This window comes from Pseudobdellovibrionaceae bacterium, from assembly GCA_023898385.1.
Taxonomy (GTDB): Bacteria; Bdellovibrionota; Bdellovibrionia; order Bdellovibrionales; family UBA1609.
On the sequence record CP060220.1, the window covers coordinates 3,176,698 to 3,199,837 of the forward strand.

Below are 23,140 nucleotides of genomic sequence, written 5' to 3' on the forward strand. Positions count from 1 at the left end.
AATGGGCCAGGTTGCCGCCGACGTATTTGTTAACTCTATTAAAGGTTTCCTTGCCCCAATATGGCATCTCCTTGAGGACGAAAAAGTCACTGAAGTTATGATCAATGGACCGGACGACATATGGGTTGAGGTCGCCGGAAAAGTTAAAAAATCAGATGCAAAATTTCCTGACGAAGACGCTTTGCAAGCGGCTGTAAACAATATCGCTCAAAGTGTGGGGCGAACGGTGAGTGAGCAAGAACCTCGTTTAGATGCTCGCTTGCCCAACGGCTATCGAATTCATGCGGTACTTCCGCCCTGTGCACGAAATGGCACGACGGTGGCAATTCGCAAATTTTCAAAAGTTCAGATTACTCTTAAGCAGTATGTTGAGTGGGGCGCACTCACTGTCGATGCGGCTCAATTTTTAGATCTTAGCATGAAGTTGGGTAAAAACATTCTCGTCAGTGGTGGCACGGGTTCAGGTAAAACCACTCTATTGGGTCTTCTGTGTAATCGCATTCCCTCGGGGCAGAGAGTGATTGTCATTGAAGATGCCAGCGAGTTATCCATTGAGTACGAACATGTTGTTTTCTTTGAAACACAAATGGGTGATGAGCAGGGCAGAGGCGAAGTTTCAATCACCGACTTAGTGAAAAGCAGTTTGCGTCTGCGTCCGGATCGAATCATTGTTGGTGAGGTGAGGGGTGATGAGGCCCTAGATCTCATTCAGGCCATGAACACCGGGCACAAGGGTTGCCTTGGAACCGTTCATGCGAACTCATCTTCTGATGCCCTTGTTCGCTTGGAGGCGCTGGCCCAGGGAGCCGAGGGGGGAATCAGTGAAAAGGCCCTTCGTCACCAAATTGGGTCGGCCATAGATTTAATTGTGCAGGTCTCCCGCTACAGCGACGGGTCGCGGCGTGTGGCTGAAATCTCTGAAGTGGTGGGTTTTGATGAGGACGGCAACTACGATGTGCGCCCGATTTATGAGTTGCGTCGTCTGTTGAAAGGCGAAGATGGGCGACTGCATGGGCAAATTGAGCCTTCAGGAACGCTTCCCACCTTCATGCAAGAAATCGAAGATAACAAAATTCCTTTTCCGAGAAGTAAATTTGGTTAAAAAACCAGCAATCTCATCTGGGCGCTTGGCTCTCTGGGGCGACGCACAATTTTAGACGTCAAAGAGAAAATGCTTTTACCATTGAAATGCCAATAACGAGGCGATAGAACCTTTAGCGTGTATTTCAGCGGTAAAATAACCTATTCAGTCACTCAATATCTTCTGAAAAATGGCATCGACGCAGAAGAGCTGCAGGATATTGGTGATGTCCCCGTTGAACTCAGCCGTGACCCCACCTGTTGGCTAGAAGCCCCAAAAGTGGAAGAGTTTTTACAACTCATTGATAGTGAATTTTCTCAAAGATTTCCAAGTATCAATATTGTCGAGGCCGCGGGGCATGCAGCAGCGTCTCTTCGGGCGTGGGGTGTTCTCGATAGTGTTTTAAAGATGATGCAAAAACCAAATGAAATTTACTCGCAGCCGCAGAGGATCATCTCTTATTTTATATCGCCGGCGCCCCCCATTGCGAATCTCAGTCGAAGCGACAAATCTGTGGCATTTGATCTGCCCATGGCCGACACCGAATACCCGTACGTGTCCACCTATATTCGATCAGCCCTTGAGGCGCTGCCGACTTTCATGGGTCGGGATATGGCTCAAGGCACGTGGACCAAGACTCGGGTGACCATCAACTGGAGTCAAACTCAGAGCCAGTTGTTTTCGCTGGAAGATCGCGGTCAGAATATGAAGCCCGAGTTTTTGCAGGGCCTGCTGGCCAATTTAGAAGACACGCAAAAACAGCTGGAAGAAAAAAAGAAAGAGTTGTGTTTGCAGAAACAAGAAACCATTCAGTTGCTTGAAGAAAATGAGCGATTAAAAATGTCCCATCTGGCAGCTGTTTCGGAAACCGATGAGGTCAGAGAACGCCAATCAGAAGCTGTGTACTCCGCAGTTCAAGGGCCATTGCGTTCAGTGCAGCAGCAAGTGCACAAGCTCAGTGACTACGTGGCTCGTGCAGGGCAATTGGTCACACTATTGGTGGGCCAAAACCGCATGAACCCAGAGGTGCGAGAGGCCATGCGGCGTGTGGATTGGGAAATGATTCGCAGTGAGGCGCCCAAGGTTCTGCAAGAGACCTTGTCACAGATTGAGGCTGTAAAGGTGGCGGTGAAAGAGCCTATTCTGAGAGGTGACATAGAGCCTCGAAAGGAAGAAGACAAAGTTTCAACCAATTTAAATGCCCTTGTTGAGAAGGTGATCGCTGACGTTGGAACACAACGCAAAAATCAAATTAAGATTGATTCATTGCTGTTTTTAGATCGACCAGTGAGCGTGTTTCCAAAGCATATGGAGCAGGCTATTTTTGAAGTGCTAAACCAGTCGATGAATACGCTGGCCGACGAGGGCCGAGTGCGCATCGTAACCCGCCCTAAAGGACAGAGAGCAGAAATTGAAATTTCAGACACAGGTGCTGGGCTAAAAAACAGCCAAGTAAAAAAGGCCTTGGGTCGCGCCGATACCATCGTGAAAATGCATCAAGGTAATTTGATGGTGCAAAGTCGGATCGGCGAGGGGTCAACGTTCGTTATTGATTTACCAATGTAGAAAAAGTGAAGGAGATTGTGTTGTGGCCAAAATCACAATGATTCGTGCGCGTGAAATTTTAGATAGTCGTGGCAACCCTACCGTTGAGGTGGATCTATCTTTTGAATCCCAACCTTCTGTGCGTGCAGCCGTTCCATCAGGTGCATCAACGGGGGCTTATGAAGCTCATGAACTTCGAGACAACGACAGTAAACGCTATAAAGGCAAAGGCGTTTTAACCGCAGTACACAACATAAGTGAAAAGCTGGCTTCTGCCCTAGTGGGAAAAAGCTTTTCAAGGCAATCAGAACTAGATGCGGCTTTGATTGAATTGGATGGTACAGAGAACAAGTCGAATCTGGGCGCGAATGCTCTATTAGGCATATCGATGGCCTTCACAAAAGCGCTGGCGCAAACCAATGACCAGTGGGTTTACGAATCATTGCGCACGGCTGACGAATTTAAGTTACCCGTTCCGCTTATGAATATTCTCAATGGCGGGGCTCATGCGAATAACGGCCTTGATGTGCAAGAGTTTATGATTGCACCTGTCCGTGGTGCGAGCTTTCGAGAAGCTTTGCGTGCGGGAAGCGAAATATTTCACACATTAAAAAGCCTTTTGAACTCAAAAGGTCTATCCACAGCGGTGGGTGATGAAGGTGGTTTTGCGCCAGTCCTATCGAGCAATAAAGAGGCCCTCGACCTCATCATGCAGGCTATTGAAAAAGCGGGATACCGGCCGGGGGAAGATGTTCGTTTGGCTCTAGACGTAGCGGCCACCGAACTCTTTAAAGATGAAAAATACGATTGGGAGGGCGAAAGGCTTACAGGTAAGGAACTCTCTGATGTTTATGCGGAGTGGGCCCGAAACTATCCCATTGCCAGCATAGAAGATGGATTTTCTGAAGACGATTGGGAGAGCTGGAAATCAATGACCGCCTCCCACGGTCAGAGCTTACAGTTGGTGGGAGACGACCTGTTCGTTACAAACCCCAAGCGACTAAAAAAGGGAATCGACGAAAAAGCAGCCAACGCGCTTTTGGTAAAGGTGAATCAAATCGGCACAATCACCGAAACGCAAAAAGCAGTCTCATTGGCATCGAGCCATGGCTTTCACACTGTAATGAGCCACAGAAGTGGAGAAACAGAAGATACGTTGATTGCAGATTTGGCGGTGGCTCTGAATTGCCAACAAATCAAGACGGGCAGCCTCTGTCGAGGCGAGCGAATAGCCAAATACAATCAACTTTTGCGCATCGAAGAACGGCTCAAAGGTCACTCCGAATTCTGGGGAAAGCAGGCCTTTTAAAGGCATGCTTTTCAGACGCCGGCCAACAAACCTCGTGTAGCATTTTTAGAGTCCCTATATTTTAGAACCCAAATTTTTCATAGCCATGTCTGGTCGGTGTGTTATGGCGTTTTTGACAGCAAGTGAAATTTTACGCAATATCAATAGACTTTCATTGGCTATGTAATAGCGACGATTACAGTAGAGCCCCCCTCAAAAAGTCTCACTGAGGTATATTGCATTTTAGTGAAGGAATTGGAGAAACAGCTTGTTATAAATTGCCAAGCCTAGAACTACCAAGCCCAGGGTAAGAGGTTATTGAAATAAAGACTCTTGATTTGTAGCTACAAATGAGGTGCACTTAGTCACGACTGGGCTTCGTGGCAAACGCTGGTATTTCTTCGTATTGGATGATGACAACGAATTTCACCTTTCAGAGCATGGTGTTCGTTTCTGGGAGGCTGAGGAGGTGTTTTTTAACCCTTACGTCATTACTCCGAATAAAAAGAAACACGGGCCCAATCGGTATAGAATTGACGGTAAAACCAATGGTGGACGAAGGCTCAGACTTATATTCGAGGACTTGGGTTCTTCTACGGCCCGAATAATTACTGGATGGGACTTATGAAAAAAGTGAAAAAGAAAAAGTCAACAAAACCCAAATCTTATAGGTATGACCCCAGCGAATGGGACGAGACAAAGTCTGTTGCTGTAACTCCTGAGCCTCGTATGAAATCGGGGGTTTCCACCAGTATTCGCTTGCCTAAGGAAATGGTGACAAACCTTAAGAAAGTGGCCAAGCGTAAAGGAGATGTCGGCTATCAAACTTTGTTAAAGATTTGGATTGCCGAGCGTCTAGAGAAAGAATCTGCCTAACCCGCTTCATTTGGGGTGAGAGCGGAAATGGCCAAACTGGACAGGCCGTATTTCTTGATGCTCCAGGAAATTGATTCACGGTCATCCGTATACCGGATGACCTGGTGGCGCACCGTAGTCATATATTGAGCTGTGAATTGGCTGCGGACGAGGGTCAGTTTGCGGCAGCAGGCTCAAAATGAGATGGATTTGATGCCGACCAGTAGAGTAGCGCTCAAAATCGTAGTGGCGCCTAAAGTTGATTGTAGAGGTCGTCGATTTCTTTTTGGACTTTAGCCATTTGTGATGTCAGCTCGATGAGTTTCTGAGTGTCAGTGGGCGATAAAACCAAGACCTGGTTTTGAATGGCTTGAAGGTTTTCTTCGGCGGCTTCGATTTTTGACTCCAGGGCAGCTAGATTCTTGTTCGGTTTTGTTTCAGGTGCCTTTTTTGTTGGCTCCGATTTTTGGCTGTTTCTTTGAGAGGCTTTGGCTTGTTGGAGGTTTTCTTGCCAAACCATTTGTTGTTCGTGCCACTGTTGCCATTGATCGAGTCCTACCATCGGAAGGATTATTTTTGCGCCGGTTTCATCGATGCCGAACGCCAGTATTTGATTGGTCATTTGGTCCAAGAAATAGCGATCGTGAGTCACCAATATAATAGCGCCGTTAAAATCTTGCAGAACGTTTGACAGCGAGTCCAATGTGGCTATGTCAAGATCATTGGTGGGTTCATCCAAAACCAGCAGATTAGCTCTGGTCAACATCACTCTTGCCAGCAATAGGCGGCTTTGCTCACCCCCAGAAAGTTTTCGCACCGGCGTGTCCATCTGTTGTTGATGAAATAAAAATCGCGACAAGTAACTTCGAGCATGAATCATATTGCCGGCGAATTCAACGTGATCACCCGTGGGACAAATTGTTTTGAACACGCTGAGTTCAGGATCAAGACTTTCCCGATTCTGTTCAAAGTAGGCCACTTCAAGTCGTTCGGCGTGAAAAACTGTGCCTGTGTCGGGTTCTTGTTCTTTCGTAAGAAGTTTTATCAGGGTGGATTTGCCGCAACCGTTGACGCCCATAAGGCCCACTCGGCTGCGGGGTCCGATCAGGCAATCCATTTTTGGAATAACCACTCGTCCGTCAAAGCTCTTTGAAATACCCTTCGCTTCAATCAATTTTTTTGGGTTTTTTTCTGTGGATTGAAAATGAAATCGAACTTGGCCACTGCTGTTTCTAGCAGCGATTTCGTCCACAGCTTCCGCCAAAGCATGTGTGGCCTCTTGACGAGCTTGTTGCTTAGTCTGGCGGGCCTTAGCTCCTCTGCGTAGCCATTCCGTTTCTCGTCTTAAAGTATTGCGCAGCTTTTGCTCCTGGGTTTGTTGCGCTGACAAGAGATCCTCTCGAGATTCTAAAAAATCAGCATAACTGCCGCGAACGCTCAAAAGCCCCTCGGGGTGGCGACGGTCGATCTCAATAATTCGGTTGGCAATCTTTTGTAAGAACAGTCGATCGTGGGTGATTGTGACCGTGGCAAAAGGCGCTATTTCCAGCCACTCTTCGAGCCATAAGATGCTTTCTACGTCTAAATGGTTCGTGGGTTCATCGAGAAGGAGTAAGTCTGGTTGTTTCAAGAGTTCACGAGCCAGGGCTACTCGCTTCTTCCAACCGCCTGAGAGTTGGCCTATAGGCATTTCTTCGCCCCACTGAGTCAGGTCTAGCTTAGAGCAAAGTTCTTGGGTCCGAGACATCTCTTCCCAATCATAGGGATCTTCAGCTCCCTCCATAACAGTCGATTGAATGGTCGCGTCTGGTGAAAACTGCGGGACCTGTTCCAGGTACCCCACGCGCAATCCTTTTGTAAAGGTGAGTTGCCCATCATCGACGTTGATCTGGCCGGCCAGAACCTTCAGGAGGGTTGATTTGCCCGCTCCGTTGGGGCCGATCAGTCCGATGCGTTCGCCGCTCTCAATTGAAAAAGTGAGGTTTTCAAATAGCGGGCGCGCCGTGAAAGATTTGGTGATTCGGTGGGCGCCCACAAGGATCATAAAAAAATCAATCTTTTGTCTTTAAGCGATCATTGTTGTCTTCAATGAACGTTTTAATTTCATCAGAAATGCTCAAAAGTTTAAGCCATTGCTCTTTGTAGAGAGTCACAGGGAATCGGCCCATTCCGTAAACCGAAAGAGCACCTTTTTCACTCACTTTCATAGATAATGTTCCCCGGGGAGGCTTGGCGCTTTTTAAAGCGGCATTCTCAGCCTTTAGCCGTTCTAACTCAGCCTTTAGATCTTCAGACATATTTCACCTCAAAATAAGTTTTTTGCGACTATATCACAGACTCGTATGGGGCACAGGTTTCCTTGGCCAATTTGTAGAGACTAATGGATAGCGACACATGACTCGTGGCAGCATCGACAAGGGTACACTGAAGCCCCCGGACTTGCCGAAGCTCCACGCCGCTCTATGCCAAACCTAAAAGGTACACTTTGCCGTAGGTCGCGCTATAATCGTCCCAATGATTGTTTCTCCTTTTAAGCGGTTTTTTTCAGCCCTGAACGATCTGTTACATCACCCCTGGCGGGTTTTTTTCATCTGTTTAGCCTTTTTGTTTGTCAGCCTTGTCATAGAAGGCAGCCTCCTTCAATTGTGGCGATTGAATCGGGATGCCGAAGATATTGACCGTCGTATGCACCTCGTAAGGGAAGAAATTTCGCGATTAGATATGAAGATTGAAAAGGCCTCAGACCCCAGCTTTATCGAGCTTGAGGCTAGAGAGAGGTTTGATTTGGCCTCAGAAGGGGACCTCATTTTCGTTTTTTCAGAGCCATAAGATAATGGCTTCTGTAATGGCCAAGGAGGGAACTATGCACAATACCGGAAGAGTCATGTTTTTTGACCCGCAGCAGGGTTACGGCTTTATCGAGCACATCGATGGTCGCCAGGTCTATTTTCATTACACGGCCATCGCCAGAGAAGTGATAAATAAACATGTCTCATCGGGTATGAAGGTGTATTTTGACCTCCTTGAAACCACTTCTGGTTGGGAAGCGGCCAACGTTGTGGTATTCAACGGGTCGTAACAGGCCGGGTTGATCTTGGGGTGAGGAGTGAGAGATGAATTGGTCGCCAGAAAAAATTCGTGAGCTTCGACTGCGGTTGGGGTGGGATCTGTGTCAGTTTTCGCGCCGCCTTGGTGTTGATACTGAAATTGTGCGAAGCTGGGAACAGGGGGAAGAGCGCCCTTATAAAGAGTGCCTTCGCGAAATGAACCAATTGCATATGTATGCGGAGCAAAATTCGGAACACACCGCCTGTCAGCCTCTGGCAGATACGTTGATGCAAGAATACTCTTTGGATCAAATCACTATTTCCGAAGTGGTCAATAGCTCCTTAGACAACGATCCCACATAACATTTCATAAGCTACATATAAGGATCACATGAAAAATCTCTACCTCGTTGACGTCAGCAACATGTTTTTTCGCGCCTATTACGCTATTCCCACAATGAATAATTCAAAAGGTCTGCCGACCAACGCTCTTTATGGTTTTTTGGCTATGTCATTAAAGTTGCTCAGGGAGATTAAACCCGATTATTTGGTTTATTGTTTTGACCGAAAAGAACCTTCATTCAGAAACGAACTCTACGAAGAGTACAAAGCTAACCGAACAGAAATGCCTGAGGATTTGGTGCCCCAAATCCCTTACATTCGAAAACTCACGCAAGCTTTAGGTATAAAAGATCTGGATCTGCAAAACTACGAAGCTGACGACATTATAGGTAGTCTTACGGAGTGGGGAAAAAATCAGGGTGTCGATGTCACCATTGTTAGCGGTGATAAGGATTTTGCGCAATTAGTAGGGCGTGGGGTGACCTTGTACGACACCATGAAAAACGTGCGCTACGATGCTAGCGGAGTGGCAGAGAAATGGGGTGTGCAGCCAGAGCAAATCATTGATTATTTAGCCCTTGTGGGTGACAGCAGCGACAATATCCCGGGAGTGCGAGGCGTGGGGCCCAAGGGCGCAGAGAAACTTTTAGCAGAATATAAAACCCTCGACGGCATTTATGAAAACATTGATAAGATCTCGGGAGAAAGCCTTAAACAAAAACTGATCGACGGCAAAGATTCGGCTTATTTGGCTAGAAAGCTTGTCACCATTGTTTCTGATTTACAGTTTGATGTGGGGCCAAGTGATTTGAGCCTGAAGGCCATCGACAAAGGACATCTCTCAGAGTTGCTGGCTGAACTTGAATTTCAAAGTTTCGCAAAAAAACTCTCCGGTGACGTGGCCGTCGAACAAGAGCCCACTCCGGCGGGACAACAAAAAGGCAAAAAATCTACGTCTAAATCAGCAGCTGCACCAGGGGCACCGGTAAAGGTATCCTCGCTTCCGGTAGATAAACTCAAAACTGAAACTTGGTCTCTTGAAAAGTTAGATAAGAAAGTGACGCCTTATAGTGAAATATGGGCTGTGATCAACGAAAGAGGTTTTTGTCTTGGTGTAGGTGATACGGCTGTGCAGGTGGAGGCTTCACTAAATGAAGTGGGCCAAGTGCTAGACAACAAGTGGCTGTCTTGGTCTGGTTTTGACCTAAAACAAATTTGGACAGAATTAAAATTAGAAGCCCCAGGCCATGCCCAAGCAGACCAAATGTTGTCGGCCTATGTTTACCGTCCGGGCAATGTCACTGACTTTTCAAAGGTGTACAACCAAATAAGCGGGCAGGCATTGCCAGATTTAGCCAGTCCTTCAGATATTTTAGCGGCTCAATTGCAACTGGCCCCTTTGCTGGCGGACAAGGTCGTCGAAGTCAAGGGTGAGGGGGTATTGAAAACAGTCGAGCTTCCTCTGATCAAGGTCTTGTACCAAATGGAGAGGCGAGGCATTGGTATCGATAAAAAAGAACTTCATCGGCAAAGTGAGACCTTGGCTGTTGATATTGCTTATCTTGAAAAGAAGATTTTTAAAGAAGCCGGTGAGAGTTTTAATATTTCAAGTCCCAAGCAGTTGGCTGAAGTATTATTTAACAAAATGGGCTTGCCCGCGGGCAAAAAAACAAAAACCGGATACAGCACGAACAGTGACGTTCTGGGTAAGTTGGTTAACACTTATCCAATTGCGCAATATGTGCTCGACTATCGTGAATTGGCAAAGTTGAAATCCACCTACGTAGATGCTCTGCCGGAGATGATCGATTCAGTGTCGGGTCGGGTTCATACAAATTTTCGGCAAGCACTTACGGCAACAGGAAGGCTTTCCAGTGCAAATCCCAATTTGCAAAACATACCGATTCGAACAGAGCGTGGTCGTGAAGTAAGAAAAGCCTTTGTTGCGGCACCCGGTTGCCAGTTTATTTCTGTAGATTACAGCCAAATTGAACTTCGAATATTAGCTGAGATTTCTGGCGATGAAGGTTTGCTGAGAGCTTTTAACCACAATTTAGACGTGCATGCGGCCACGGCCAGTGAGATTTTTGATGTGAAACTTGAGGATGTGTCTCCTGAAATGCGGCGAATGGCGAAAGCTGTCAATTTTGGTATCGCCTACGGGCAGGGCGTCTTTGGTTTATCTGAAACATTAAATATCGACCGTGGAGAAGCCGCTGAAATCATAAACAATTATTTTTCGCGGTTTAAAAGAGTGAAAGACTATATGGAGTCCACCGTTGCGGAAGCCTACAAAACAGGTTACGTGGAAACCCTATTTGGCCGTCGCCGGTATATTGATGAGCTTAAGTCTAGAAATAACAATTTAAAAAAATTCGGTGAACGAGCGGCCATCAATGCTCCCATACAAGGGACCGCCAGCGACATTGTCAAACTAGCCATGATCAGCGTGTTTAATGATGTGTCCGCAAAGATGATCTTGCAGGTGCACGATGAACTGCTGTTTGAGTGCCCCACTGATGAACTAAATATTCAGTCTCAAGAGATCCAACAACTGATGGAGAACGTCGTCAGCTTGAAGGTCCCATTAAAAGTGAATGTGGCATCTGGTAACAATTGGGAAGATGCCCACGCTTGAGCAATCTAATTTTGGTGATGCTGATGGAATGGAGGGCGAAGTGAGGAAGGTCGTGGTTGAATTAAAGTTAAGTCGTCGTAGATGATTGAATTTGATTCGTGAATATTCAGGTGAGCTTTTATGAAAGCGAAAAAAAAGGCGACAGAAGTCGCCTTTTTTACCGGTAGATTTTAGTTATTACGGCATCACTTGGCAGTCTGAGTCTGTTAGAGCACCATTGGATAGGGCACTGTCTTTACAACAAAAAATGTCCCCCGTTTGCGGGCCGTCATCGCTGGGGCCGCCACCATTGTCCACAAAATTAAGCCATGCAATAGCTGTCGAGGCTCCGGGAATAGATGAAACGGGGTTGTCATAGTCGTCAAGCCATCCAGTAGATCCTGTGAACGAGCAGCTGCCACCAGAGCAGGTTGCAGCACCACTAATAAACGCGATCACAGAGCCTGTGAATTCGGCGCAGGATTGCGTGGCCCATCCCACATAAGTTTCGTTGCCATTCCCTCCGGTATCGCAAACCGAATCAAGGCCTGATGTGCAAGTGACTGAAATGCTGGGGATACTCGAGCTGCTGCCAGAGCTATCACTGTCTGACTTTAAGCAACCAGAAATAGCTAGCGACGTCACACCAATGATCACGGCCATTAAGGATTTTTTCATAGGATTCTCCTGTAGTCGTTAATGATTATTTTTGGAACCAATCATAACTATGAGGCTCGCCAACAGTGCGCTCAACTAGGGGAGAAATCCGTTTGATAAATCTGGACGTAGGTATTGTCTATTCAAGTCCAAGGGCGCGCAAGTCATCAATGGTGACGGCAGCGGCCCTGTCGTCTATCTCTACTACATAGAATAGCCCACGAATTCGGGATTCGTTACGAAAGGTGGGTGCGAGGCCAGAGGCCTTCATCAGTTCATTGAGTAATAACTGTTGGTCATTATAGGTTAAATCGTCATAGGTCTTTTCTCTTTGTGACACACAACCGATAGTTTTCACAAAGGGATGATAGGGGGCAGACGAGTCAAAGCTCCACCATCCGGTTCCATGGATACGAAAAAGACCACGGCCGGCATCGCGCGCAATACTCGCTTGCCGCCACCAGGTTTGGGTATGGTTTGATGGAGGGAGCAACAAACGGGTTTGGGCCTCATCGTTGCCGGCTTCTACAAAATTCATAATCACTCTTCTAAAATCACCATATTTAATTTTATTATCAGTGTCAGGCATCACCGAATCCAGTCGCCAAACACCTGCCGGCGTGTCGCCATTAGATTGGTAGTAGGGGCGGTCCTTTCGCGAATATCCCAGTGCCGGCTGTGACCAAAGTATTCCGTTGGTGTTTCTGACTAAGTCATGAGAGCGATCTGACAAAATCATCAGGCAAGGATACTGACGATGGCTGCGGCAAAACATAAATAGGCGAGGGGTATTTAGATAGCGACCATTCTTGTAATCAGCAATTCCCTCCGCAGGTTGCAGGACCAAATCACGAACCACATAAGCTGGCAGAGGACCTTTGCCTTTTGTTTTTGTCCAATCCCACTGGGGCTCTCGGATAGAAAAAAACATCTTACGCCAGTGTTCAAGCTTGGTGTTCTGCCAAAGCTTTTCTCGTGCGATCATCAAGACTGATACAGACTCGTCGAGTTCAGATTTTTCATGAAGGCGCGCCAGAGTCACATCAATGATTCGGCCGCTTTCTTTCGGTGCTACAGCAATAGACAATCCCGCCAGTCGAATCAGTGTGGCCAAACTGAGAGCGTTAAGATTGAGGCGATGGATAATCTCTGTTGTCTTATTGAAAAATCGACCGTCATCCACAAGAGTTTCGATCTGTTGGAGGGCGATATTAACAACTTCTCGGCAAGTGGAGTCAGTGCCAGTACATTGGAGCATCTCCACCAGGGCATCCATATCATTGGCCGCAAAAAGCGCAGGAATGCTCTCGTAAAGATTTTCCTTCTCCACTTCACTCAACATCGGCTGTGCCGATAAATGAAACGCCCCGCCAGCCATCAATAATAGAAAGAAACCAAAAACTCTGACCATGCCCAACGGTACCCGGTTCCGTTTGTAATAGGTACCTGCTTCCCTTTGTGGCGACAGTGCGTCAGGCGAGCCCATGCTCCCCACACACGGGCATCGACGTCCTCCCGATGTGCATGGCGTATCCGGGTTGCGGCACGAAGTGACGCAATCCGAAGACGACATGCGGCCACTCGGGTCGGCGTCGATGCCCGTGTGTGGGGAGCATGGGCTCGCCTGACGCACTGTCGCCACAAAGGGAAGCAGGTACCTATTACGCGTCGATGGATCTGAAAAAATTATAAAAGTGTCGCCCTGTTCGGTTTTTCTAAAAAGTTCATCGAAGTCATGGAAGCATCTCCCACTGAGGTCGGGGGACCTCGTTAAAACAGGAGGGGGGAATATGAAATCACCTTTGGGTCGATGGAAAAAGGCCGTGGTGTTGCTGGGTCTTACTAGTCTAGTGGCAGCTTGCGGATATGAATACGAAGATGATGACACGCAGCCGGCACCGCACACCGGAAACTCAATATACGAAAAGCAAGTGAGTCCGTTTTCACTTTTGGCGACACCGGCGAATCCGGGCCGAAGGATGTACGTGTACGCATCTCGCTTGCGAGTGAGATCGACACCAGAGATCAATGAAGACAACATTGTTGGCATACTGTCGATGAACGACGAGGTGGAAATTATCAAAGACGGTTTTGAAAACAGTTTTGTTGAAATCGCCATCATTACCACCAGCGATGATGTGGATCCGGCACCTCATTACTACGTTTCGAATCGCTATCTTGCAGATAAACAAGTGCAAGAGGTTGATAGGGTTAATAGCCCCTATTTTATGATTCAAAATGTGGCCACTGAAAAATTGCGGATTTACGAGCGCTCTTGTGCTTCGCGAGGATGTATCCATAAGATGGTGCTTGAAGCTGATTTGGCTGTGGGTGAAAAGACCAGGAACCGCCAGACCATGACCGTGATGGGAAACTTTAACATTATGTCGTGGCACAAGTTTTACCAGGATGCGGGAGCACTATATCCATCGTGGTATGATCCCACGTTTCCATCGCTGCCGCAGCCTGGAGCCTCTTTGACCTCGTGGTTAAGCAAGGATCTGTTGCCTGCATGGGGCGGATCATTGCGTGGCGCTTTTGGTTGGTACACCGCTAAAGTGGGCCCAGATGCGCGCTATCAATGGACTCACGGTACGTTTGGGTGGGGTGAGGATAAGAAAAAGTTCATTGAAGCCACCCGGGGTTTTTGGGCCAATTTGTTTGCAGACCCACGAAGTCACGGCTGTTCTCGTACAGACAATGAATCCATCGCCTACGTAAGACACCTGCTGCCTGTGGGTAGTCCTATAATCAAAGTATACGCCAAAGAGGCCTACGCGGATTCTCAACTGAGAAGCTATTCTCAGTCTAAACAGCGATGGGAATATATTCTTACCAAAAATGGCGTGCGACAGGATGGGCAAAAGCCTGACCGTCAAGGTGTGTTATCAGCAGGCACACCAAGCCATCAATGGCTAGAAGAGGGCACGTATCAGGTCAATGCCTGGCCGCAAGCCAAGGCATTTAGAGAGGGGTCTTTTGGTGCGACCAGTGGCGAAAATGGAAATGTCTATGCTCTGGATGACGATGAAATGCGAGGCGTGTTTCTTATCGACCAGGGGCGGTTGATCAACTACCGGCATCCATCAAATTTAGGTGTAGGTGGGTACAAAGACCAGTTGCTTCCAAGCTACGTCATAGCTGAGTCGGGCCTCGACTACACACTGCCAGAGCCGCCACCCACTTGGAATGATGAAGACGATGAGTACGATTATTTGAAATAATAATTCAGCACTAGTGGTCGGTGAGGAAAGTGCATTACTCGTATTTTTCCCAGCCGGCCACTCTGCCAGCTTCAAAGTAAATCACCCGTAGCTCTTTTTTATAACCCTCACTGGATGACACATAGGTTTTATATTGCCAGCGTTCATTGCCATACAGAGGGTTACCGGCCACTTCTACAAGATCGGGGTCGCCCCAACTTTGGCTCACCGCTTTTTTTGTCATTCCAACAACAATGTCTCGATTTTCAATGAGCTCTTCGACGGCGTCGGAATAGGCTTTTTCTTGGCTGCTGATTCCGCGGGTAGCGGCCCAACGGCTGCGGGCTGAATCAGAGGGAATACTCAGGTATTGAATGCGTTCGGCATCTGATTGTAGGTGAGGTTTAACTCGATAATACTGTTCTTTTGATCGCGATGATCCGAGTTGTCTCTCTAGTCGTTTCAGCTGCAGCCTTTGGTAAACTCGTTGTTGTTCAGCCGGGGTCAGCGGGCGCTCGGTGGCTATGCCTAAATCTTCTTGGGCTTGAATTCGTTCATGTTGCCATTTTTCTACCTGATATTTCTGGGCTGTTGATTGACTGAATCCGTAGTCAGATGTGTATCCACTGTATGGGCTTCGCTCAAAACTAGTGCAGGCCGAAAGTCCGGATATAACGCTGAAAAGAATAATTGTCCGCATAGTTACTCCTTGGATAGTTTCAAATCGGTACACGAGCTAAAAAAATTTAGACCCAATGAACATTTTTTTTGCAATAATGTTGAAATATGGCCGACGAAGTAAAAACAGATGACGAGTCACTTACCGAAGATGGGGATCTCTTTTCTTTAGATGACCTCGACAAAATGCTAGAGGACACCGATCCTGAGTTTGCTCAATCCCTCGACGAAATGAAAAACGACAAAGATCTACAGTCGGCTGAGGTTCAAGATATTGAGATCGATGAAGGTGAGTCCAGCGAACCAGGTCAACCGTCGAAAATGAAGTTGGCATTGAAGAAAGTCCTCAGGCCAATCAAAAAAAAGGTAATCACCCCCGCTCGAAAAATAGTGAATGCCGCAATTGGCCGGTTGGTCTGGACCAAGGCATGGGTTAAACGTACAACAAAAGAAGCAAAAACATTTGTAATCAATGATCTTCCTGACCGAATTAAATATTTTCGTTCCCATTTTAAGAAAACGGCCCATGACAGATGGTTGTGGTTTAAAGCTTTGTCTGGGATGCAAAAGACCCTGGTGGCCCTGGTTGTGCCGTTCATTAGCTTGGTCTCTGCACTGGTAATTATGGTTACAAAGGGGGTCTCACTACCTATGCTAGAGCCCCCGCTTATTGGAAATCTAGAGGAGTATGCCGACTCGGTGGTCAAATACAATGTGGCCACAGATATGGTCAATTACTACCGGGCATTTCGTCAAAACGAGTTTACAGTTCAACTGGATCGCATCGTTGTAAATATTCGTCCCAGTCAAAGTTCATCGTCGCTACCCATGGCTGCAATAAGACTGTATCTAGCTGGTTCAACACAGCAGACAGCCATTGAAATAAAAGACCGAGAAAAAGAGCTAAAAGATGTGATTTCTCGAGTGGTCGAAGACATGTCTTATGACGACTTAAACTCCACTCGCGGAAAAGAACAACTTAAAGAACGGGTGATCAATGCCGTCAATCAGCGCCTCAACGTGGGAATCGTGATGGCTGTCTACATGGAAACTTTTGTGATCAAACCCTAAATACAGATTGCTAGCGAAAAATACTTTATTTAAAGACTTTCACATCAATACTGTAGCTTCGAATGCGATCGTGCAAAGTGCTTTTGGCCATGCCTAGTTCTCGAGCCGTTTTGCGTTGATTGCCATTGTTTTTTTCCAGGAGTTCTAAGATTAGATTTTTTTCCATCTCTTGAATCATGTTGAGCCCGTTGGGGCGAGGAAACCAGTCCATATTTGAAATTGGCAAACCTTGATCGACAATCATAGGGATATGGTTGGGCTGAACGGCATGCCCATTAACGAGAGCCGCAGCTCTGGCCACCGCATTGCGAAGCTCTCGAATATTGCCGGGCCAAGAATAGGCTTTAAGTTCTTTAATTGTGGCCAGGTCAAATCGAACACGATATTTCTGCGCAAAAAAAGCCAAAAGTTCTTCAAAGTCCTCCATGCGTTCGGAAAGGGCTGGTGTGCGAATCTCCACCACGTGCAGTCGATAGAAGAGATCTTCTCGAAATTCTCCCGATTTAACTTTTTGTCGAATGTTCTTATGGGTAGCGGCGATGATTCGAACATCTGTGGAGACGGATGTGTCAGATCCCACGGGTTTGATTTCATTGTTTTCAAGGGCTCGCAGCATTTTTGGCTGTAGATTTATTGGAAGGTCGCCTATTTCATCGAGAAATAGCGTTCCACCTCTTGCGGCGTTAAATGCGCCTTTGCGGTTGTCGGTGGCTCCCGTGAAGCTGCCCTTTGTGTGGCCAAACAGCTCACTTTCAACCAGCGACTCGCTGAGCGCACTGCAATTGATGTTAATAAGTGGGCCACTTGAGCGTTGAGAAAGTTTGTGAAGAGTTTGGGCAACCACCTCTTTGCCTGAACCAGATGGACCTGAAATAAGCACAGGTAAATGGGATTGTGCAATCGCTGGTAGGCGGTTCAGTTGAGCTTGCCATTTGGCATTTTTGCTTGAATTTAGGACTTTCAGCTCAAGATCACCCAGTCGTTGAGAGAACAAAATTTGTGTTTGCCCCATTCGAACCTGATCATGGTGGCGCAGACGGGCGTGTAATACTTGGGCTCCGTTAACATAAGTGCCGTTGCGACTGCCAAGGTCTTGAATAAAGAATTGTCCCTCTTTATTTAGCACTCGCGCGTGCCTTCCTGAGGCAAAATCATCTTGGATCACCAGGGTATTGTCGGCACTTCGTCCGATGCTAGCAAATTGCCCAATTTCAACAGTGCGAACGGTTTTTTCAGAAACCAAGGTGAGGAATCCACGTTGGTTATATACTTCGGGCATCGATTCAATGGATTTTGTGGCCACGTTTTAACTCCTTGCTCTTAAAAGTCCCTCTACGTCACCGAAGGCAAATTCAATGGCTGTGCCAATGCAAAATGCGTTAAAATGCATTTAGAAGCCGGTTTGCCGGTGGATTTGTTTTGTTTTCTGGATTTTTGGACCGACTCTTTGGACCGCGCAGAGTTTTTCATGGATTCCGATAAAAAAATGGGTTTGGCCCCAGTTCAAACGTGGTTGTCGCCGAAGATTTGTGCTAACTTACCGACCCATGCGAATTCAATTTGTAAAAAGTGCAACAGAGCCAGAGCACTGGCCACAACCTGTGCGGCCGGAAGTGGCTTTGGCTGGCCGATCTAATGCGGGCAAGTCCTCCTTTCTCAATGCTCTTGCCGGCAGTAAAGTGGCAAAAGTGAGCGGCACGCCCGGTAAGACTCGTTTGCTTAATTTTTTTGATGCCGGAGAGTTTTACCGGTTTGTGGACATGCCGGGATACGGCTACGCGGCCCGGTCAGGTGGCGAGCGCCACAATTGGCAGCCAATGATCGAACGGTTTTTAACAGAGCGTGATGTGTTGGTGGGATTATTGTTGATTATGGATATACGACGGGAGTGGTCTGAGGATGAAAGTCTTTTGAAAAATTGGACAGATCGACAAAACGTGCCCTTAGCTTTGGTTTTGACAAAAAGTGACAAGCTGTCACGGGGAGCGGCCTTCAGCCGAAAAAGAAAATTGCAAAAAGACTCTGGGGTCAACAATGTGTTTATTGTTTCTTCATTAAAAAGAGATGGCCTTAAAGATGTGGAGCAATTTGTTTTTGAATCTTGGATTCGTTCCGTCGATGAGTTCGATGCCGAGGAGGAGTTGGAAAGATGAGAATCGTCGGTGTCATTCCTGCTCGCTATGGGGCCACACGATTTCCGGGCAAACCATTAGTGAAAATCGCAGAAAAACCCTTATTGCAATGGGTAATTGAAGGGGCCAGGCAAAGTAAAAAGTTAGATGAAGTGATTGTAGCGACGGACCATTCAGAAATTCAAGAGTTGTGTCGTGGATTATCGTGTGAAGTGGTCATGACAGATCCCGATCTTCCATCAGGCAGTGATCGAGTGTGGGCCACAGTGAAAGACGCTTCCTGTGACGTGGTCGTCAACATTCAAGGCGATGAACCTCTTATATCGGGTGATTGGATAGACCAATTAGTGACGCCGTTTGAAAATGACCCCGCCCTTGCCATGGCCACTCTGGGCCGTCCCTTGAAGCCAGGTGATCTTGAGTCTTCAACCACAGCAAAAATTGTGATCAACAAGAAGGGAGAAGCCATATACTTTAGTCGCTTCCCCATACCCTACTCTCGAAATGATGCAGAGCATTTTCCAGAGGGCTGCTTAAAACACATAGGGATGTACGCATTTTCAAAAAGTTTTTTAAAAGAATTCTGTGGGCAACCTCCCACGGTCATCGAGCAGGCGGAGGGCCTCGAACAGTTGAGAGCCCTTTATCTTGGGGCTCGCATTCATGTGGTGCCTGTTAACTACGAATCTTGGGGAGTTGACACACCCGAAGATGTGAAGAAAATTGAGTCCATTCTAAAAGGGGCGTCCTATGGCAGTTAGAACATCTAAAAAGAAAAAAGCAAAGTCGGTGAAAAAACGTTCCACAGCCAAGCGGAGCCCACTTAAAACCACAAAAATGCCCTTAGTACAAAAGTACATTTTTGTAACCGGTGGAGTTGTTTCTTCTATCGGCAAGGGGTTGACTGCTGCCAGCTTGGGAACACTTCTTGAATCTCGTGGTTTGAAAGTGACATTGATGAAGTGTGATCCCTATATCAACGTAGATCCGGGGACCATGTCGCCCTTGCAACATGGCGAAGTTTATGTGACTGAAGATGGGGCAGAGACTGACTTGGATTTGGGTCATTATGAGCGTTTCACCCATGTTTCTGTGAACAGAAGCAATAGTGTGACCGCCGGTCAAATTTATGAAAGCGTCATCGCAAAAGAGCGTCGAGGCGATTACCTAGGGGGCACGGTTCAGGTGATTCCCCATATTACAGACGAAATTAAATCCCGCATTCATGAGGCGGCTCAAGGTTCTGAGATCATCATTGTTGAAATCGGTGGTACCGTAGGGGATATCGAAGGCCTCGCTTTTTATGAAGCCATTCGGCAGATGCGGGTGGATGTGGGTGATGAAAACTGCATTTATGTACACGTGACTTACGTGCCCTATATATCGGCAGCGGGTGAGCTTAAAAGTAAACCTACTCAGCACTCGGTGAAAGAATTGCGTGAAATCGGTATTCAGCCGGACTTCTTAATTTGCCGTTCAGAAAAATCCATTGATCAAGAGTTGAAATCAAAAATTGGTTTATTTTGTAGTGTCAGACCCGAAAATGTAATTGCGGCTTCGGACTCAAGCACCATTTACGAAGTTCCCTTGGTCTTACATAAAGAACATTTTGATGAAAAAGTGGTGAATAGACTGGGGTTGGCCACACCAGAGCCGAAACTTGATGGTTGGCGTGAAATGGTGAAAACCTTAAAGAATCCTGAAAAGGAAACAACCATCGGTATTGTTGGAAAATACGTAAACCTAAAAGAGAGTTATAAGTCTCTCCACGAAGCCATCGTGCATGGTGGGATTGCCAATAGCACCCGTGTGAACGTGGTGTATATTGATTCAGAACCGCTGAATGCTAGTAATATTCACGAAGCGCTTGCTGGCGTGGGTGGTGTTTTAGTTCCCGGCGGTTTTGGCGAGCGGGGTGCAGAAGGTAAAATAGCAGCCATCCAATATGCGCGCGAAAATGCCATACCATTTTTTGGAATTTGTTTTGGAATGCAACTTGCGACCATCGAGTTTGCACGGAATGTCTGTGGAATAGAAAACGCCACCAGCCGAGAATTTGATACACCGGGAAAAGGTGTGAGAAATCTAGTTATTGATTTTATGGCTGATCAAAGAGATTTAAAAAATAAAGGTGGCACGATGCGACTGGGTGCTTATCCATGCAGTCTGCAAAAAGGCACTCGTGCCTATGAAGTGTACGGCCAATCGTTGATCCACGAGCGGCATCGTCATCGTTATGAATTTAACAACAAGTACAGACCGCTATTTAAAAAGAACGGAATGAATCTTTCAGGAATTTGTGAAGACAGAGATTTGGTAGAGATCGTTGAAATCAGTGAGCACCCATGGTTCGTTGGAGTGCAATTTCATCCTGAGTTTCGTTCGCGCCCCATGGGGCCACACCCTCTGTTTACGAGTTTTGTAGAAGCCGCATCGAAGTATTTAAGGCCACAACGTCGCTCGGAAAAAGCGGCTTCAGAACGCAAAACGCCTCGGAAGACTCGCCGGTCATCGGCATCTGTGCAGGTGGGGAGCTAGAGAACATGGCGAGAGAAGATATTGAAGAGGGGCGACGAGTTCTGCGAGTGGAGGCCGAAGCTATCTTGGCGGTGGTTGAGCGTTTGGATGACCAGTTTGCTCAAGCCGTGGAAAAGGTCTCTGGTTGCACCGGCAAAGTGATTGTTACCGGCATTGGTAAATCAGGGCAGATTGCTAGAAAGATTGCCAGTACAATGAGTTCTACCGGCACACCGGCTTTGTTTGTTCATCCCGCTGAAAGCTCCCACGGTGATTTGGGTGTGATTGCCAAAGATGATTTGGTGATCGCCATCAGTTATGGAGGTGAATCTGAAGAAATGGCTGCCATTTTCAACTATGTGGGGCGAAAAGGAATTTCACTGATCGCCATGACAGGCCGGCCAGAGAGTTCTCTGGGGCGCGCCGCCCAATTGGTTTTAGATATTTCAGTAAAGGAAGAAGCCTGCCCGCTTAAGCTTGCACCCACATCCAGTTCCACGGTGTCGTTGGCATTGGGCGACGCCTTGGCTATGGCTGTATTAAAACGCCGAGGGTTTAAGGAAGCTGACTTTGCAGAATTTCATCCGCGTGGGAGCCTGGGGCGAAAATTGCTGACCAGAGTCTGTGATGTTATGCACACAGGAGAGTCAGTGCCTCTTGTTCTTGAAGATGTAGATATGGTTCAAGTTATTGGCCAGATGACATCCAAAGACGTGCGGGGAGTGGCAGGAGTAGTAGATTCTAGTGATAAACTGATTGGTATTATTACCGACGGAGATATTCGTCGGCGTTTGGAAAAAAACAACAAACCCATCACGGAGCAGGCCAAAGATCTCATGTCGTGGGCGCCAAAGACCATTGACGCCAATGAGCTGGCAGTAAAGGCCTTGTTTATGATGGAGCAGTTTCAGATTCAAACTCTGTTCGTCACAGACCGGTCAGCGAACAACCCCTCAAAACCCGTGGGCCTCATTCATTTACAAGACCTTATTAGGGCAAGAATCAGTTAACTGGCCTTTAGGTGAGGCTGCGTGGTCGGGAATAGCTATTTTTTGGTCAAAGCATTAGGCTAGAAGGTACCTTTTATTAGGAGACTTTCATGCAAAATCTATTGCTTGCTTTGTTGCTACTTGTATCACTGCCGACATTTGCTGAGACCATTGAATTTTCAGAAGATGAGTTAGCCACTGAAACCGTTCTCCCGGTTTTTGATAAAACTCAAGTGGTTAAGAATCGAACCATATCAGTAAGTAAAAGATTTGAATTGGGTGCCGGCGCCGGTGTGAATATGACAGAGGCCCTCTATAACAATTTGATTCTAAATATTAGTGGGGCCTATCACTTTGATGAAATCCACGGGATTAATGTGAACGCCACATTAACCGGGTCAGGACTCTCTGCCATGGGAGAAAACTTAGCGCAGGGTATTGGGATGCAAGCTTCAGGACGAAAACTCGATGCGAGTCGGGCACCCTCAGTTAAGTATCTTGTATTAGGAAACTACCAATTGACGGCCTACTACGGAAAAATCAGCGTATCTAAGCAAACCACAATGAATCTTTCCCTTTACGGGTTAGCGGGTATGGGTCTAGTGGGTTTTGATGATTCCACAAATCTGGCCATGAGTTTTGGCTTCGGTCAGAAAGTCTATTTCACCAAGGAATTGGCCCTACGTCTAGATATGCGCCTCATTACCTATCAGGGTCCTGATGTAACAACAACGACGGACAATCTAGAACCAGGGGGCCCAAAACTAACTTCAGATGACCTGAGCTCCACAAACTTCTTCCACACCCACCTCACTCTAGGTCTAGTCTATCTCCTATAACCCATCCCCTCCCAGCAAGAATCCAGAAGACGAAGCCAAATCCAAAAAAGCCCAAACCAGGGCCCGGGTTCCATCTGCCGCTCACGGTGTGCATGGCGCATTGATTTGATGCAGAGGCAACCAGGGTTGCCGAACAACAAATCAATGGACTTGGGTTCGGGCTCTGATGCGTCCGTGCCAATTGCACGGCGCACCAGGGGGCGAACCTTCATTACATGGGTTGCGGCACGAAGTGACGCAATCCGAAGACGACATGCGGCCACAAGTGACAGGCAGATG

The 23,140-nt window shown here is 47.1% G+C and carries 22 protein-coding genes; 16 read left to right on the forward strand and 6 right to left on the reverse strand.

Annotation, left to right across the window (positions count from 1 at the left end):
* Position 1 precedes the first annotated feature (1 nt).
* The 5 genes from H6626_14660 (at position 2) to H6626_14680 (ending at position 4,790) form a co-directional block, all read left to right on the forward strand.
* On the forward strand, positions 2-1,102 hold the full coding sequence (locus H6626_14660) for a CpaF family protein (protein USN47405.1): 1,101 nt from the start codon (positions 2-4) through the stop codon (positions 1,100-1,102).
* A gap of 117 nt (positions 1,103-1,219) precedes the next feature.
* The gene (locus tag H6626_14665; protein ID USN47406.1) at positions 1,220-2,647 is read left to right on the forward strand and encodes a hypothetical protein; all 1,428 of its coding nucleotides are present in this window, start codon (positions 1,220-1,222) and stop codon (positions 2,645-2,647) included.
* Between the two features lie 22 nt (positions 2,648-2,669).
* Positions 2,670-3,935: a phosphopyruvate hydratase gene (eno, locus tag H6626_14670; GenBank protein ID USN47407.1), complete on the forward strand. Its 1,266-nt coding sequence runs from the start codon at positions 2,670-2,672 to the stop codon at positions 3,933-3,935.
* 334 nt (positions 3,936-4,269) lie between these two features.
* A complete protein-coding gene (locus tag H6626_14675; GenBank protein USN47408.1) occupies positions 4,270-4,542 on the forward strand; it encodes a BrnT family toxin in 273 nt (90 codons plus the stop codon).
* The gene (locus tag H6626_14680) at positions 4,539-4,790 is read left to right on the forward strand and encodes a hypothetical protein (protein USN47409.1); all 252 of its coding nucleotides are present in this window, start codon (positions 4,539-4,541) and stop codon (positions 4,788-4,790) included. Before H6626_14675 ends, H6626_14680 begins: the two co-directional genes overlap by 4 nt.
* Positions 4,791-5,022: 232 nt before the next feature.
* Here the strand turns inward: H6626_14680 and H6626_14685 are convergent, their stop codons facing one another.
* Both H6626_14685 and H6626_14690 read right to left on the reverse strand, forming a co-directional pair.
* The gene (locus tag H6626_14685) at positions 5,023-6,813 is read right to left on the reverse strand and encodes an ABC-F family ATP-binding cassette domain-containing protein (GenBank protein USN47410.1); all 1,791 of its coding nucleotides are present in this window, start codon (positions 6,811-6,813) and stop codon (positions 5,023-5,025) included.
* 7 nt (positions 6,814-6,820) lie between these two features.
* Complete coding sequence (locus tag H6626_14690) at positions 6,821-7,066, reverse strand: hypothetical protein (protein ID USN47411.1); 246 nt, start codon at positions 7,064-7,066, stop codon at positions 6,821-6,823.
* A gap of 217 nt (positions 7,067-7,283) precedes the next feature.
* Here H6626_14690 and H6626_14695 point away from each other — a divergent pair, with 217 nt between their 5' ends.
* From H6626_14695 to polA, 4 genes are read left to right on the forward strand one after another with little or no spacing between them, the layout of a single operon-like run.
* Positions 7,284-7,598 (forward strand): septum formation initiator family protein, encoded by a 315-nt coding sequence (locus tag H6626_14695; protein ID USN47412.1) that lies wholly within the window; start codon positions 7,284-7,286, stop codon positions 7,596-7,598.
* Positions 7,599-7,632: 34 nt separating this feature from the next.
* The gene (locus tag H6626_14700; GenBank protein ID USN47413.1) at positions 7,633-7,848 is read left to right on the forward strand and encodes a cold shock domain-containing protein; all 216 of its coding nucleotides are present in this window, start codon (positions 7,633-7,635) and stop codon (positions 7,846-7,848) included.
* 34 nt (positions 7,849-7,882) lie between these two features.
* Positions 7,883-8,179, forward strand: coding sequence for a hypothetical protein (locus tag H6626_14705; protein ID USN47414.1), 297 nt, complete (start codon positions 7,883-7,885; stop codon positions 8,177-8,179).
* Between the two features lie 28 nt (positions 8,180-8,207).
* A complete protein-coding gene (gene polA / locus H6626_14710; GenBank protein USN47415.1) occupies positions 8,208-10,796 on the forward strand; it encodes a DNA polymerase I in 2,589 nt (862 codons plus the stop codon).
* Positions 10,797-10,973: 177 nt separating this feature from the next.
* Here polA and H6626_14715 read toward each other — a convergent pair whose 3' ends face one another.
* Positions 10,974-11,453 carry a hypothetical protein gene (locus H6626_14715; protein ID USN47416.1) on the reverse strand — a complete coding sequence of 160 codons (480 nt, stop codon included), beginning with the start codon at positions 11,451-11,453 and terminating at the stop codon, positions 10,974-10,976.
* A gap of 118 nt (positions 11,454-11,571) precedes the next feature.
* Complete coding sequence (locus H6626_14720; protein ID USN47417.1) at positions 11,572-12,918, reverse strand: hypothetical protein; 1,347 nt, start codon at positions 12,916-12,918, stop codon at positions 11,572-11,574.
* 304 nt (positions 12,919-13,222) lie between these two features.
* On the opposite strand from H6626_14720, the gene H6626_14725 reads away from it, so the two are divergent.
* Positions 13,223-14,656, forward strand: a complete 1,434-nt coding sequence (locus H6626_14725; protein USN47418.1) for a hypothetical protein — start codon at positions 13,223-13,225, stop codon at positions 14,654-14,656.
* A 34-nt stretch (positions 14,657-14,690) separates the two neighbouring features.
* On the opposite strand, the gene H6626_14730 is transcribed toward H6626_14725, so the two are convergent.
* Positions 14,691-15,335, reverse strand: a complete 645-nt coding sequence (locus tag H6626_14730; protein USN47419.1) for a hypothetical protein — start codon at positions 15,333-15,335, stop codon at positions 14,691-14,693.
* 86 nt (positions 15,336-15,421) lie between these two features.
* Here H6626_14730 and H6626_14735 point away from each other — a divergent pair, with 86 nt between their 5' ends.
* Positions 15,422-16,384 carry a flagellar basal body-associated FliL family protein gene (locus tag H6626_14735; GenBank protein ID USN47420.1) on the forward strand — a complete coding sequence of 321 codons (963 nt, stop codon included), beginning with the start codon at positions 15,422-15,424 and terminating at the stop codon, positions 16,382-16,384.
* 25 nt (positions 16,385-16,409) lie between these two features.
* On the opposite strand, the gene H6626_14740 is transcribed toward H6626_14735, so the two are convergent.
* Complete coding sequence (locus H6626_14740; GenBank protein USN49054.1) at positions 16,410-17,663, reverse strand: sigma 54-interacting transcriptional regulator; 1,254 nt, start codon at positions 17,661-17,663, stop codon at positions 16,410-16,412.
* 268 nt (positions 17,664-17,931) lie between these two features.
* Between H6626_14740 and ysxC the strand changes: the two genes are divergently transcribed.
* The 5 genes from ysxC to H6626_14765 all read left to right on the forward strand — a co-directional run bounded on the left by ysxC (position 17,932) and on the right by H6626_14765 (position 22,861).
* Positions 17,932-18,537 (forward strand): ribosome biogenesis GTP-binding protein YsxC, encoded by a 606-nt coding sequence (gene ysxC / locus H6626_14745; GenBank protein USN49055.1) that lies wholly within the window; start codon positions 17,932-17,934, stop codon positions 18,535-18,537.
* Complete coding sequence (gene kdsB, locus H6626_14750; GenBank protein USN47421.1) at positions 18,534-19,277, forward strand: 3-deoxy-manno-octulosonate cytidylyltransferase; 744 nt, start codon at positions 18,534-18,536, stop codon at positions 19,275-19,277. Before ysxC ends, kdsB begins: the two co-directional genes overlap by 4 nt.
* 76 nt (positions 19,278-19,353) lie before the next feature.
* Positions 19,354-21,054: a CTP synthase gene (locus H6626_14755; GenBank protein ID USN49056.1), complete on the forward strand. Its 1,701-nt coding sequence runs from the start codon at positions 19,354-19,356 to the stop codon at positions 21,052-21,054.
* A gap of 5 nt (positions 21,055-21,059) precedes the next feature.
* Positions 21,060-22,043 (forward strand): KpsF/GutQ family sugar-phosphate isomerase, encoded by a 984-nt coding sequence (locus tag H6626_14760; GenBank protein ID USN47422.1) that lies wholly within the window; start codon positions 21,060-21,062, stop codon positions 22,041-22,043.
* Between the two features lie 89 nt (positions 22,044-22,132).
* Entirely contained in the window at positions 22,133-22,861 is a 729-nt protein-coding gene (locus H6626_14765; protein USN47423.1) for an outer membrane beta-barrel domain-containing protein, read from the forward strand.
* Positions 22,862-23,140: the final 279 nt, after the last annotated feature.

Bases quoted from the DNA above. Each gene is read 5' to 3' on its own strand.
- H6626_14660 (USN47405.1), top strand. From the start codon at position 2: ATGGGCCAGGTTGCCGCCGACGTATTTGTTAACTCTATTAAAGGTTTC.
- H6626_14680 (USN47409.1), top strand. From the start codon at position 4,539: ATGAAAAAAGTGAAAAAGAAAAAGTCAACAAAACCCAAATCTTATAGG.
- H6626_14685 (USN47410.1), bottom strand. From the start codon at position 6,813: ATGATCCTTGTGGGCGCCCACCGAATCACCAAATCTTTCACGGCGCGC.
- H6626_14690 (USN47411.1), bottom strand. From the start codon at position 7,066: ATGTCTGAAGATCTAAAGGCTGAGTTAGAACGGCTAAAGGCTGAGAAT.
- H6626_14695 (USN47412.1), top strand. From the start codon at position 7,284: ATGATTGTTTCTCCTTTTAAGCGGTTTTTTTCAGCCCTGAACGATCTG.
- H6626_14700 (USN47413.1), top strand. From the start codon at position 7,633: ATGCACAATACCGGAAGAGTCATGTTTTTTGACCCGCAGCAGGGTTAC.
- H6626_14705 (USN47414.1), top strand. From the start codon at position 7,883: ATGAATTGGTCGCCAGAAAAAATTCGTGAGCTTCGACTGCGGTTGGGG.
- polA (USN47415.1), top strand. From the start codon at position 8,208: ATGAAAAATCTCTACCTCGTTGACGTCAGCAACATGTTTTTTCGCGCC.
- H6626_14715 (USN47416.1), bottom strand. From the start codon at position 11,453: ATGAAAAAATCCTTAATGGCCGTGATCATTGGTGTGACGTCGCTAGCT.
- H6626_14720 (USN47417.1), bottom strand. From the start codon at position 12,918: ATGGGCTCGCCTGACGCACTGTCGCCACAAAGGGAAGCAGGTACCTAT.
- H6626_14725 (USN47418.1), top strand. From the start codon at position 13,223: ATGAAATCACCTTTGGGTCGATGGAAAAAGGCCGTGGTGTTGCTGGGT.
- H6626_14730 (USN47419.1), bottom strand. From the start codon at position 15,335: ATGCGGACAATTATTCTTTTCAGCGTTATATCCGGACTTTCGGCCTGC.
- H6626_14735 (USN47420.1), top strand. From the start codon at position 15,422: ATGGCCGACGAAGTAAAAACAGATGACGAGTCACTTACCGAAGATGGG.
- H6626_14740 (USN49054.1), bottom strand. From the start codon at position 17,663: ATGCCCGAAGTATATAACCAACGTGGATTCCTCACCTTGGTTTCTGAA.
- ysxC (USN49055.1), top strand. From the start codon at position 17,932: ATGCGAATTCAATTTGTAAAAAGTGCAACAGAGCCAGAGCACTGGCCA.
- kdsB (USN47421.1), top strand. From the start codon at position 18,534: ATGAGAATCGTCGGTGTCATTCCTGCTCGCTATGGGGCCACACGATTT.
- H6626_14755 (USN49056.1), top strand. From the start codon at position 19,354: ATGCCCTTAGTACAAAAGTACATTTTTGTAACCGGTGGAGTTGTTTCT.
- H6626_14760 (USN47422.1), top strand. From the start codon at position 21,060: ATGGCGAGAGAAGATATTGAAGAGGGGCGACGAGTTCTGCGAGTGGAG.
- H6626_14765 (USN47423.1), top strand. From the start codon at position 22,133: ATGCAAAATCTATTGCTTGCTTTGTTGCTACTTGTATCACTGCCGACA.